This is a genomic window from Bauldia litoralis, from assembly GCF_900104485.1.
GTDB classification, from domain to species: Bacteria; Pseudomonadota; Alphaproteobacteria; order Rhizobiales; family Kaistiaceae; genus Bauldia; species Bauldia litoralis.
In genome coordinates, this window is sequence record NZ_FMXQ01000012.1 from 100726 (window position 1) to 113685 (window position 12960).

Genomic DNA, 12960 nt, shown 5'->3' on the forward strand with positions numbered 1-12960 from the left:
CCGAAGAGGCCCGCCTTGCCGACATTCACGCGACCGAAACGGGCGATGATGCTCGCCGCGGGACGAGGCAAGCGGATGCGCCCGCTCACTGCCACCGTGCCGAAGCCGCTGATCGAGGTCCGCGGCCGCGCCCTGATCGACCACGGCCTCGACGCCCTGGAAAAGGCCGGCGTCGAGGAGGCGGTGGTCAACGTCCATTACCTCCCCTCCCTGCTTGAGGCTCACCTGAGGCGCCGTCCGTCCGGCCCGGCGACCGTCATCTCCGACGAGCGCGAGCAGCTTCTCGATACCGGCGGCGGCATCGCCAAGGCGCTGCCCCTGATCGGCCCCGATCCCTTCTTCCTGCTCAATTCCGATTCCTTCTGGATCGAGGGCGCCCGCCCCAACCTCCACTGGCTGGCGGCGAGCTGGAACGATATGGCGATGGACGCCCTGCTCCTCCTGGCGCCCACCGTGCGCTCGGTCGGCTATCACGGCGTCGGCGATTTCCGAATGGACCCGAATGGCGCGCTCCGCCGCCGGCCGGAGCGCGATGTCGCGCCCTTCGTCTATTCCGGCGCGGCAATCCTCCATCCGCGCTTCTTCGACGACTGCCCCGACGTGCCCTTTTCGCTCAACGTCCTGTTCGACCGGGCGATCGAAACCGGCCGCCTCTACGGCGTGCGGATGGACGGGCTGTGGCTGCATGTCGGCACGCCGGAAGCCATCGGCGAGGCGGAGATGATGATCGCCGACAGCGCCGCCTGAGGCCGCCATGCGGGACGCGCCCAAGGTCTTCTCGATCCCGGCCGGTGCCCCGTTTCTCGATGTCCTCGCCGACGCCTTCCTGACCGGCCGGCTCGCGCCGTTGCCGGAGCCGCGCGACGATCCCCTCGCCCTTGCCAATGCGACCATCCTGCTGCCGACCCGCCGCGCTGTTCGCGCGCTGCGCGAGCGGCTGGTCGAGACGCTCGGCGCCGACGCCGCGATCCTCCCCGATATCCGGCCGATCGGCGATGCCAGCGAGGAGGATCACCTCCTCGACCCCAGCGCCGAGACCGTCGCCGACCGGCTCGCCCTGCCGCCGGCGATCGGCCGCCTGCCGCGCCAGCTGGCGCTGACCCAGCTGACGCTGGCCTGGGGACGGGCGATCCGCGGCGATTCCTCGCTTCTCGATATCCACGAGGGCGAGCAGTTGCTGATCCCGGCCTCGGCGGCCGATGCGGCGCGGCTTGCCGGCGACCTCGCCCGGCTGATGGACGATGTCGAGACCGCCACGGATGCCGGGGCCGGCCGCGACCCCTGGGCCGAGATCCAGAAGCTGGCGCCGGAAGATCACGCCGGCTACTTCCAGATCACCCTCGATTTCCTCAAGATCGCCTTCGAGCGCTGGCCCGAATACCTCGCCGAGAACGGCGTCGTCGATCCGGCGGTGCGCCGCGACCACCTGATCCGCGCCGAGGCCGCGCGCCTCGAGCGCATGGCGGCGCGCGGCCCGGTGATCGCCGCCGGCTCGACCGGCTCGATCCCGGCGACCGCCGAACTGCTCAAGACCATAGCCCACCTGCCGAATGGCGCCGTCGTCCTGCCGGCGCTCGACCGCGACCTCGACGCGGACGGCTTCGCGGCGATCGGCGGCGTCGATACCCCGGCGCGCGCCTACGGCCATCCGCAATTCGGCCTCAAGCAGTTGATCGCCGCGCTCGGCATCACCCGCGAGGATGTTGCGCCGCTCGGCGACGTGCCGGAAGCGCTCGCCCTGCGCGCCCGCCTCGCCACCGAGGCGCTCCGCCCGGCCGAGACCACCGACACCTGGGCGATGTTCCGCGCCGCCGGCCCGGACATCCGCGCCGTCGACGCCGCGCTCGCCGATGCCGGCCTGATCGTCGCCCATAACGAGCAGGAAGAGGCCGTCGCCATCGCCATCGCCATTCGCGAGGCGGTGGAACAGCCCGAGGCGCGGGTGGCGCTGGTGACGCCCGACCGGACGCTGGCCCGGCGGGTCGCGGCCGAACTCGGCCGCTGGGGCCTCGCCATCGACGATTCCGCCGGTGCCCGCCTCGACCTCCTGCCGGAGGGAATCTTCGCCCGCCTCGTCGGCGAGGCGCTGGTCGCCGACACGGACCCGGCCGCCCTGCTGGCGGTACTCAAGCACCCCTCGGCCGTCTTCGGCATGGGCCGGGCGGAATGCCGCAAGGCGGCCCGCATCCTCGAACTCGCGGTGTTTCGCGGCCGACGCGGCGATTGCGGCCTGGCCGGGCTCGCCGACGCGCTGGCCGCGGCGCGCGAGGAGGCCGGCGGCGGCGCGGCACGCCACGTGCCACGGGCGCGAAAGCGCCTCGCCCCCGGCGACTGGGACCTTGCCGCCCGGCTGGTCGAAAGGCTCGGCGCGATCCTCGGGCCGGTCAGCGCCGCCTTCGCCGGGGATGCGCCTTTCGACTCGCCCGAAGCTGCCATGCTGCTGCGCGAGGCGATCGCCGCGGCAACGACCGATCACACCGGCTCCGACGACGGCTTCCGCGATCGGCCAGGCGGCGTGGCGCTGGCGCGCTTGCTCGAAGGGCTCATCGACGGACCTTCGCTGGCGATGAAGCCGGCGGAGTTCCCGCCCTTCCTCGCCACGCTGATGACCGATGTGTCGGTGACCCGGCCGCCGGGAACCGATCCGCGCATCCATATCTGGGGCACGCTGGAGGCGCGGCTGCAGACGGCGGACCTGCTGATCCTTGGCGGCCTCGACGAGGGGGTCTGGCCGGCCGAGACCCGCACCGACCCGTGGCTGTCGCGGGCGATGCGGGCCGAGATCGGCCTGCCGCCGCCGGAGCGGCGGATCGGACAGGCCGCCCACGACTTCATGCAGGCCTTCGCCGCGCCGAGGGTGCTGGTCACCCGCGCCGGGAAGCGCGGCGGCACACCCACCGTCGCCTCGCGATGGCTGCAGCGTTTCGACGCGCTGGTCGGCAAGGCGGCGAGCGAGCGGATGACCAGCCGGGGGGCGCTCTATGTCGATCTCGCCCGCCAGGTCGATCGCTGGGACAAGCCGCCCCAGCCGATCAGGAAGCCGGAGCCGAAACCGGCAATCGCCGACCGGCCGCGCAGCCTGTCGGTCACCGAGATCGAGACGCTGGTCCGCGATCCCTATGCGATCTACGCCAAGCATGTCCTCCGGCTCGACCCGCTCGATCCGCTCGGCCAGGCGCCGGACTATGCGCTGCGCGGGTCGCTGATCCATGAGGCGATCGGCGACTTCTCGCAAGCCTGGATCGGCCTGCCCTTCGACGACGCCGCGCGGAAGCGCCTCATCGAATTTGGCGAACAGGCGCTGACCGAGATCGAGGCATTTGCCGATCTCCACGCGATCTGGAAGACGCGGTTCGAGGGCATCGCGACCTGGCTCATCAATTGGGAGGCGAAGCGCGACCCGGACATCGAGCTGCGCTCGGCCGAAATAGACGGCCGGCTGGAGATTGACGCCCCGGCCGGCGTCTTCGCCCTGCGCGGGCGCGCCGATCGCATCGACCTGCGCAAGGATGGCGGGGTCGAAATCCTCGACTTCAAGACCGGCACGCCGCCGTCGGCCCGGCAGGTGCTCGTCGGTTTTGCGCCGCAGCTGGCGCTGGAGGCGGCAATGGTCCAGGCCGGCGCTTTCGACCAGGACGGCAAGCCGTCCTTCCGTACCCGGTCGATCGCCAACCTCGGCTGGATCGCGCTCGGCCAGGTCGAGCGCGGCCAGCCGATCCGCTCCGCCGTCGAGGACGGCTTCACCGCCGACGAAGTCGCGGCCGAGGCCCATGCCCGGCTCGAGGCGCTGGTCGCCGCCTATGACGATCCGGACCGCGGCTATGCCAGCCGGGCGCGGCCGATGTTCCAGCTCCGCTACGAGAGCCCCTATGACCATCTTGCCCGCGTCCGCGAATGGGCGCTGGTCGAAAGCGACGAGGATATCGATTGGCTGCCACCGCGAAAGCCGTAACCGTCGACGACACGACGAAGAAGGCCCAGGCGGACGCCTCCAATCCGCGCGCCTCGGCCTGGGTGTCGGCCAATGCCGGCGCCGGCAAGACCTTCGTCCTGTCGCAGCGGGTGATCCGGCTACTGCTCGCCGGCACCGACCCGTCCCGCATCCTCTGCCTGACCTTCACCCGCGCCGCGGCGGCGGAAATGGCCAAGCGGGTCTTCGACCGGCTGAGCGCATGGACGACGCTGCCGGACACGAAGCTCGCCACCGAGATCACCCGCGTCGAGGGCCGGCGGCCCGACGCGGCGACGCTGGCCGAGGCCCGTCGTCTCTTCGCCCGGGCGCTCGAAACCCCGGGCGGCCTGAAGATCCAGACCATCCACGCCTTCTGCGAACGCCTCCTCCACCAGTTCCCCTTCGAGGCCAATGTCGCCGGACATTTCGAGGTGCTCGACGAACGCGATGCGCAGGTCTTTTCCGATACTGCCCGGCGCACGGTGCTTGCCCGCGCGGCGGAGGACCGCGACGGCCCGCTTGGCCAGGCCCTCACTGCCGTGCTGGCCGCCGGCAGCGACTTCGCCCAGGAACTGGCGATCAAGGAATTCGTCGACAAGCGCGACAAGGTCCGCGCCTGGATCGTTCGCGCCGGCTCGCTCGATGATGCGCTGGCCGAATTGCGGGACAGGCTCGGCGTCGGGCCGGCCGACACCGCCAGCGGCCTTCACACCGCGATCCTCGACGAGTGCCGGCTGGCCTCCGAACTCGGCGAACTGGTGACGCGGCTTGCCGTCAGCGGCACGAACGACCAGAAGGCGGCGGCGCGTCTGGCGCCGATCGTCTCTGCCAGCACCGACGCCGAACGCTGCGCCGCCTATCTCGACTTCTGGCGGACCGGCGACGGCAAGTTGCGCGCCATCTCGAGCCTGGTGACCAAGGCGGTCAAGAATGACTGGCCGGGGCTGGCCGAATTCATCGAGGAGGAGGCCGAGCGGCTGGCCGTGCTGCTCGAACGGATATCGGCGGCGGAATGCTACGAATCGAGCGCCGCCATGCTGCGCATCGCCGATGCGGTGATCCAGGAATACGATCGCATCAAGATCGCCCGCGGCGTCCTCGACTTCGACGATCTGGTCGCCAAGACCGCCAACCTGCTGTCCCGCGCCGACGCCTCGCGCTGGGTCCACTACAAGCTCGATCGCGGCCTCGACCACATCCTTGTCGACGAGGCGCAGGACACCAGCCCGCGCCAGTGGCAGGTGGTGCGGGCGCTGGTCGAGGAATTCTTCGCGGGCCAAGGCGCCAGCGAAAAGACCCGGACCCTCTTCGCCGTCGGCGACGAGAAGCAGTCGATCTATTCCTTCCAGGGCGCGGTGCCGGCGTGGTTCTCGCGGATGCGCGGCGAATTCGGCGGTCGCGCCCGGCAGGCCGGCTTCGCCTGGACCGACCCGGAGCTTCACCTCTCCTTCCGCTCGACCGACGCGGTGCTATCCGCGGTCGACGCGGTCTTCTCGCGCGAAGCCGCCTATCGCGGCCTTGCCGGCGAACCGACGCCGACCGTCCACACCGCGGCGCGGCTGGACGCCCCCGGTCAGGTGATCCTGTGGCCGATGATCGAGCCACCGGAAAAGCCGGACCCGGAGGACTGGACGAGCCCGGTCGACCACCTCGGCGACGAGAGCCCCGAGGTGAAGCTCGCCAATCGCATCGCCAGTACCGTCACCGGCTGGCTCCATCGCGAGGAACGGCTGGAATCGACCGGCGATCCGATCCGGCCGGGCAGCATCCTGATCCTCACCCGCACCCGCGGCGCCCAGACCGACGCCATCAACCGGGCGCTCAAGACCCGTGGCGTGGCGATCGCCGGCGCCGACCGGATGACGCTGACCGAGCACATCGCGGTGATGGACCTGATGGCCATCGGGCGGGTCGTGCTGCTGCCGGAGGACGACCTGTCGCTGGCAGCGGTGCTCAAGAGTCCGCTGATCGGCCTCGACGAGGACCAGCTCTTCCGGATCGCCCATGAGCGAGGCAGCAAGACGCTGTGGTCGGCCCTTGGCGCGGCCGCCGATGCCGAGGGCGGCGCGATCGCCGAGGCCCGTGCCCAGATCGACGTCTGGCGGGCCCGGGCCGACCTCCGCGATCCCTATGCCTTCTACGGCGAGATTCTCGCCAGCGAGGCGCATGGCCGCCGGCAGTTCCTTCGCCGCCTCGGCTCCGAGGCCGAGGACGTGCTCGACGAATTCCTCTCCCAGGCGCTCGCCTACGAGCAGGCGCATACGCCGTCGCTGCAGGGCTTCCTCGCCTGGCTCGACGCGTCGGAGACCCAGGTCCGTCGCGACACCGATTCGATCCGCAACGAAGTCCGCGTGATGACCGTCCACGGCGCCAAGGGCCTCGAGGCCGACATCGTCTTCCTCGTCGATACCGGCGCCAAACCGGTCCACCCGAACCACGATGCCCGCGTCGTGTCGCTCGACGACGATCGCGACGGCGAGGGCCATCCGCTGGTCTGGATGCGCAGTTCGAAGGCGATGCCGCCGCCGGTCAGGGCGCGTGTCGATGCGTTGCGTGAGGAGGCGGAGGAAGAATATCGCCGGCTGCTCTATGTGGCGATGACCCGGGCCCGCGACCGGCTCTACATCTGCGGCACGCTGAAGCCCCGGGCGACCGACACCGTCGGTGGCTGGCATGCGCTGGTTAGCGATGCGCTGGAGGCCGAGTCGGTGCGGCGTGAGCTCGCCGACGGCGAAGTCGAGATCGAGTGGCGGCCGCCGGCCGAGCGCGTCATCCCGGCCAAGGGAAGACAGGAGGCGATGACGCTGGCGCCGCCTGCACCTCCGTGGCTCAGCCGTCCGGCACCGCCCGCGCCGCGCCCGATCCGTCGCATCACCCCGTCCACCGCCGTCGCAGAGGCGTCCGAGGCCCTTCCGCGCCGTTCCAGGGGGCGTTCCGGGTCCGAGGGCGGGTCCGATCGGGCGGCCGAGCGCGGACGCCTGATCCACCGTCTCCTGCAGTCCCTCCCCGAGGCAAATCCCGCCGATCGCCACGTCATCGGCGCACGTTTTCTCGACGCTGTGGCCGACTCATGGAGCCCCGAGGAACGGGCCGGTCTACTCGGCGAAGTACTTGCAATCCTTGAGCGTTCGGACTTCGCCCCGGTCTTCGCACCGGGCAGCCGGGCCGAGGTCGAGATCGCCGGAACCTTCAGCGGCGCCAGGCTCTCCGGTCGCATCGACCGGCTGGCGGTCAGCGACGACAAGGTGCTGATCGTCGACTACAAGACCGGCGCCCCGCCGACCGAGGCTCCACACGATTACGTGATGCAGCTGGCGCTCTATGCCGTTGTCCTGACACGGCTTTATCCCACGAAAACCCTCGCCGCAGCGATCCTGTGGACCGAAGCGCCGTCCCTGATGGAAATTCCTGCCCCGATGCTGGACGCCGCTGCAAAATCGCTGGCCCCCACGGAATCGTGACCCACCCCCCTGCGACCCCGGCAACGCCGCCGCGCTGCTTGACGCTGCTGCGGGCGCTACCTACCTTCCAATCGACACCACGTTCCCATTCCTCCAAAAACCGAGGTTTCTCATGGCTCCCGTCGCAGTGACCGATGCCAATTTCGATTCGGACGTGCTTGGCTCCGCCGAGCCGGTGGTCGTCGATTTCTGGGCGGAATGGTGCGGTCCCTGCCGTTTCATCGCGCCGGCGCTTGAAGAGATCGCCGCCGAGATGGACGGCAAGGTCAAGATCGCCAAGCTCAATGTCGACGAGAATCCCGACATCATGATGCGCTACGGCGTCCGCTCAATCCCGACGCTGATCCTGTTCAAGGGCGGCGAGCCGACGGCGATGCAGGTCGGCGCCGTGCCGAAGCAGAAGCTGTCGGACTGGATCACGCAGTCGATCTAGCGTTTCCGCGCATTCGAAACGACAAAGGCCGCGCCCTCGGGTGCGGCCTTTTTCTTTGGTTGAGAGGCACTTACCGCGGCGGCGTGCCGTTTTCGGCCAGCGTCGTCCCCGCCAGGTAGAGCGAACCGCAGATCAGGATACGGGGCGGGCCGAGCGTCGTCTCCTCGCGGGCAATCCGGTCGAGCGCGTCACCGACGCTGTCGGACGGCTCGGTGGCGAGGTCGACCTCGCTGGCGATCACCGCCAGTTCGACCGGATCGCGGCCGGCCAGCGACGACGGCACCGGCACCGTGTAGACGCGACGGGCGAGGCCAGCGAAAGGCTGGAAGAAACCCAGCGGGTCCTTGGTGTTGAGCATGCCGGCAATAAGGTAGAGCGGCCGCGGGACCCGCTCCTCGAGGTCGGCCATCGCCTCGGCGATCGCAATGCCGGCGCCGGGATTGTGGCCGCCATCGAGCCAGATCTCGGCTTCCTCCGGCGCCCGTTCGACCAGCGCGCCGGCGGTCAGCCGTTGGAGACGCGCCGGCCATTCGACATCGGCGAGCCCCTGTTCGATCGCTTCGGTCGAGACGCCGAGGCCGGACCGGCGCAGCGTCGCGATCGCGGTTCCGGCATTGGTGAACTGGTGACGGCCGATAAGGCGGGGCTGCGGCAGGTCGAGAAGGCCGTCCTCATCCTGGTAGACGAGACGACCGCGCTCGGGCGTGGCAACCCAGTCCTGGTTGGCGACGAAGAGCGGCGCGCGCTTCCGCGCCGCCTCGGCTTCGATAATCGCCAATGCCTCCTGCGCCTGGGGGGCGACAATGACCGGGCGGCCCTGCTTGACGATGCCGGCCTTTTCGGCGGCGATCAGCTCGATGGTGTCGCCGAGGAATTTTTCGTGATCGACGGAGACCGGCGTAATCACCGTCGCCAGCGGCTCGGTGATGATGTTCGTGGCGTCGAGCCGTCCGCCGAGGCCGACCTCAAGGATGACGACGTCGGCCGGATTGCGCGCGAAGAGCACGATGGCCGCCGCGGTGGTGATCTCGAAATGGGTGATCGGCCGGCCGTCGTTGACGCGCTCCACCTCGATCAGCGTATCGGCAAGCGCGTCCTCGTCAACGAAGCGGCCGCCACCCTTGGCGGCGATGCGGATGCGCTCGTGGAAACTGACCAGATGCGGCGAGGTGTAGACATGGACGCCGCGCCCCTCCGCTTCCAGCATGGCGCGCATGAAGGCGGTGGTCGAGCCCTTGCCATTGGTGCCGGCGACGTGGATGACCGGCGGCAGTTGCCTGTCGGGACTGCCGAGTTCGAGCATCAGCCGCTCGATCCGGTCGAGCGACAGGTCGATCTCGCGCGGATGCAGCCGGAGCAGCCGCTCCAATATTGCCTGCGAACGTTCCATGGGATGGGCCGCTAGACGGCTTCGGTTTCCGTTTCGGATGCCGGCCGCTCGGCCGGCTCGTCCTCGGTCACCTCTTCGAGGATCTCGGGCTCGGGATCCGGCGCGGCGCCGAGCACGCGGCAGAGACGGGCAATCGTCTCGCGCAACTCGTGACGATGGACAACCATGTCGACCATGCCGTGCTCGCGCAGATACTCTGCCCGCTGGAAGCCCTCCGGCAGCTTCTCGCGAATGGTCTGTTCGATGACCCGCGGCCCGGCGAAGCCGATCAACGCGCCGGGCTCCGCGATGTGAATGTCGCCCAGCATCGCGTAGGAGGCGGTGACGCCGCCGGTCGTCGGGTTGGTGAGGACGACGATGTAGGGCAGCTTCTCCTCGCGGAACGCCTCGACGGCGACGGTCGTGCGCGGCAACTGCATCAGCGAGAGCATGCCCTCCTGCATGCGTGCGCCACCGGACGCGGCGAAAAGGACGAAGGGCAGCCGGCGCTCCTTGGCAGTCAGCAGCGCGGTCACCACCGCCTCGCCTGCGGCCATGCCGAGGGAGCCGCCCATGAAGTTGAAGTCCTGAACCGCCGAGACGACGGGAACGGAATCGACGGCGCCGGCGCCGACCAGGACGGCGTCGGTCATGCTGGTCTTGGCCCGGGCATCCTTGAGACGGTCGGTATACCTACGCTCGTCGCGGAACTTGAGGGGATCGAGCGGCACATCCGGCGTCGGGATCGATTCCCAGGTGGCCTGATCGAAGAAATGCTCGAACCGCTGACGGCCGGTCATCCGCATGTGATAGCCGGAGCCGGGAACGACGAAATGATTGGCTTCCAGGTCGCGGTGGAAGACCATCTCGCCGGTCTCGGGACACTTGATCCAGAGATTCTCCGGCACCTCGCGCTTGGCGAGGAGGTTCCTGATCTTCGGGCGGACGACGTTGCTGATCCAGCTCAATTTCTGTCTCTTCCTTACTCGGCCGCTTCGGCCCGCGCGGCGCGAACCCCGGCCGCGAGATCGGCAACCAGCGCGGTTACCGCAGGAATAGTCCTTTCCGTGGCGCCACCGGAAGCGTCGAGGCTGTCCCGCACGGCATTGACCAGCGCCGAGCCGACAACCACGCCATCCGCGGTCCGGCCGATCGCCGCCGCCTGCTCGGCGGTCCGGACGCCGAAACCGACCGCAACGGGTAATATGGTGTGCCGCTTGATCCTTGTCACCGCCTCGGCGACTTTTGCCGTATCGGGGGCGGCGGAGCCGGTCACCCCGAGGATCGAGACGTAGTAGACAAAACCCGAGGTATTGGCGAGCACCGTCGGCAGGCGACGGTCGTCGGTGGTCGGCGCGGCGAGGCGGATGAAGTTGATGCCGCGCTCCATCGCCGGGATGCAGAGTTCGTCATCGGCCTCCGGCGGCAGGTCGACGATGATCAGGCCGTCGACGCCGGCGGCCCTGGCGTCGTCGAGGAACGCCTCGTTGCCCCAGGAATAGATCGGATTGTAGTAGCCCATCAGGATGATCGGCGTTTCGCCATCCTCCTCGCGGAAGGCACGGACCAGCGCCAGCGTCTTCTTCATCGTCTGGCCGGCGCGCAGCGCCCGCTGGCCAGCGACCTGGATCGCCGGGCCGTCGGCCATCGGATCGGAAAACGGCATGCCGAGTTCGATCAGGTCGGCACCGGCGGCCGGCAACGCCTTGACGATGCCGAGCGACGTCTCGGGGTCCGGATCGCCGGCCATCAGGAAGGTGACCAGCGCCGGCCGGCCCTCGGCCGCGGTGGCGGCAAAACGGCGATCGATGCGGGAGGTCATATGTCCATCCCCAGCGCGGTGGCGACGGTGAAGACGTCCTTGTCGCCGCGGCCACAGAGATTCATCAGGATGATCTGATCCTTGTCCATCGTCGGGGCGAGCTTCGTGACATAGGCGAGCGCATGGGCCGGCTCCAGCGCCGGGATGATGCCTTCCAGCCGGGTCAGCATCTCGAAGGCGTCGAGCGCCTCCTTGTCGGTGGCGGGTACATAGGTGACGCGGCCGGTGTCGCGCAGCCAGGAATGCTCCGGGCCGACGCCCGGGTAATCGAGCCCGGCCGAGATCGAGTGACCTTCGAGGATCTGGCCGTCGTCGTCCTGCAGGAGGTAGGTGCGGTTGCCGTGGAGGACGCCCGGCCTGCCGCCGCTCATCGACGAGGCATGGCCGTTCTCGACGTCAAGGCCGTGGCCGCCGGCCTCTACGCCGTAGATCGCCACATCCTTGTCATCGAGGAAGGGATGGAACAGGCCGATGGCATTGGAGCCGCCGCCGATACAGGCGACCAGCGCGTCGGGCAGCCGGCCTTCCATCGCCATCATCTGCTCACGCGCCTCGGCGCCGATCACCGACTGGAAGTCGCGGACCATCGCCGGATAGGGGTGCGGCCCGGCGGCGGTGCCGATCAGGTAATAGGTGTCCTCGACATTGGTCACCCAGTCGCGCAGCGCCTCGTTCATTGCGTCCTTGAGGGTGCCTGCGCCGGCGGTGACGGGGACGATCTCGGCGCCGAGCAGCTTCATGCGGAATACGTTGGGCTTCTGCCGCTCGACGTCGGTCTTGCCCATGTAGACGACGCAGGGCAGGCCGAAGCGCGCGGCGACAGTGGCGGTAGCGACGCCATGCTGGCCGGCACCGGTCTCGGCGATAATGCGGGTCTTGCCCATGCGGCGGGCGAGCAGAATCTGACCGAGGCAGTTGTTGATCTTGTGGCTGCCGGTGTGATTGAGCTCGTCGCGCTTGAAGTAGATCTTCGCGCCACCGAGTTCCGCGGTCAGCCGCTCGGCGAAATAGAGAGGGCTCGGCCGGCCGGCGTAGTGGGTGTTGAGGTTGTCGAGCTCCGCCCGATAGTCCGGGTCGGCCTTGGCCGCCTCGTAGGCGGTCTCGAGCTCAAGGATCAGCGGCATCAGCGTTTCGGCAACGAATCGACCGCCATAGAGCCCGAAGAAGCCGCGGTCGTCAGGGCCTCCGCGCATGGTGTTGGGCAAGGCAGTCATGATGCTTTCCTTGTTGCCGCCGACACACTGTCGGCATTGCGGGCCGCCGCGATGAAGGCGCGGATCCTGTCTGCGTCCTTGCGGCCCGGCGCGCTCTCCACTCCAGACGAGACATCGACACCGGGAGCGTGGCTGATGCGCAGGGCCTCGCCGACATTGTCGGGATCGAGGCCGCCGGAGAGCATCCAGTCGACGCGCGGCCGAAAGCCTTCGAGCATCGTCCAGTCGAAGGACGCGCCGTTGCCGCCCGGGCGGTCGCTGCCGGCCGGCGGCTTGGCGTCGAGCAGGATGCAATCGGCCACCGACGCGTAGTCGTCCACCGCGGCCAGATCGTCCGGTGAGCGGATGCCCAGCGCTTTCATCACCTTCTGCGGAAAGCGCTTGCGGATCGCGGCAACGCGACCGACGGGCTCGGCGCCATGAAGCTGCAGCCAGTCCGGCCGGACCCGCTCGACAATCGCGGAAATCTCGGAATCGTCGAGATCGACGGTCAAGGCGACGATCTCCGCTCGGCCACGCGCGTGGTCGGCCAGCGCGGCAGCGTCCTCCATCCGCACGAAACGGGGGCTGCGGCCGAAGAAGACCAGGCCGACCATGTCGGCACCGGCATCGATCGCGTCATCCAGCGTCTCGCGGCTCGACAGGCCGCAAATCTTGACAATCAGGCTCATGAGCGAGGATTTGGCATGAAAGCCGGTTAGAGTCCAAT

At 69.1% G+C, this 12960-nt stretch carries 9 protein-coding genes; 4 read left to right on the forward strand and 5 right to left on the reverse strand.

All coding sequences use genetic code 11. From position 1 onward, the window contains the following. Nucleotides 1-45 precede the first annotated feature (45 nt). The 4 genes from BLT60_RS22310 to trxA all read left to right on the forward strand — a co-directional run bounded on the left by BLT60_RS22310 (nt 46) and on the right by trxA (nt 7846). A complete protein-coding gene (locus tag BLT60_RS22310; protein ID WP_090880574.1) occupies nt 46-747 on the forward strand; it encodes a nucleotidyltransferase family protein in 702 nt (233 codons plus the stop codon). Nucleotides 748-754: 7 nt separating this feature from the next. Then, nucleotides 755-3952, forward strand: coding sequence for a double-strand break repair protein AddB (gene addB / locus BLT60_RS22315; RefSeq protein ID WP_090880577.1), 3198 nt, complete (start codon nt 755-757; stop codon nt 3950-3952). Beyond that, the gene (gene addA, locus BLT60_RS22320; RefSeq protein WP_210185664.1) at nt 3928-7413 is read left to right on the forward strand and encodes a double-strand break repair helicase AddA; all 3486 of its coding nucleotides are present in this window, start codon (nt 3928-3930) and stop codon (nt 7411-7413) included. Before addB ends, addA begins: the two co-directional genes overlap by 25 nt. A gap of 112 nt (nt 7414-7525) precedes the next feature. Further along, on the forward strand, nt 7526-7846 hold the full coding sequence (gene trxA / locus BLT60_RS22325; RefSeq protein WP_090880583.1) for a thioredoxin: 321 nt from the start codon (nt 7526-7528) through the stop codon (nt 7844-7846). 70 nt (nt 7847-7916) lie between these two features. Here the strand turns inward: trxA and BLT60_RS22330 are convergent, their stop codons facing one another. From BLT60_RS22330 to BLT60_RS22350, 5 genes are read right to left on the reverse strand one after another with little or no spacing between them, the layout of a single operon-like run. Next, entirely contained in the window at nt 7917-9236 is a 1320-nt protein-coding gene (locus BLT60_RS22330; protein WP_090880586.1) for a bifunctional folylpolyglutamate synthase/dihydrofolate synthase, read from the reverse strand. Between the two features lie 11 nt (nt 9237-9247). Further along, on the reverse strand, nt 9248-10183 hold the full coding sequence (gene accD / locus BLT60_RS22335) for an acetyl-CoA carboxylase, carboxyltransferase subunit beta (protein ID WP_090880589.1): 936 nt from the start codon (nt 10181-10183) through the stop codon (nt 9248-9250). A 14-nt stretch (nt 10184-10197) separates the two neighbouring features. Then, nucleotides 10198-11037, reverse strand: a complete 840-nt coding sequence (trpA, locus tag BLT60_RS22340) for a tryptophan synthase subunit alpha (RefSeq protein WP_090880593.1) — start codon at nt 11035-11037, stop codon at nt 10198-10200. Next, the gene (gene trpB / locus BLT60_RS22345) at nt 11034-12251 is read right to left on the reverse strand and encodes a tryptophan synthase subunit beta (RefSeq protein WP_090880596.1); all 1218 of its coding nucleotides are present in this window, start codon (nt 12249-12251) and stop codon (nt 11034-11036) included. The genes trpA and trpB overlap by 4 nt, the downstream gene beginning before the upstream one ends. Then, the gene (locus BLT60_RS22350) at nt 12248-12922 is read right to left on the reverse strand and encodes a phosphoribosylanthranilate isomerase (protein WP_090880599.1); all 675 of its coding nucleotides are present in this window, start codon (nt 12920-12922) and stop codon (nt 12248-12250) included. Before BLT60_RS22350 ends, trpB begins: the two co-directional genes overlap by 4 nt. Between the last annotated feature and the right edge of the window lie 38 nt (nt 12923-12960).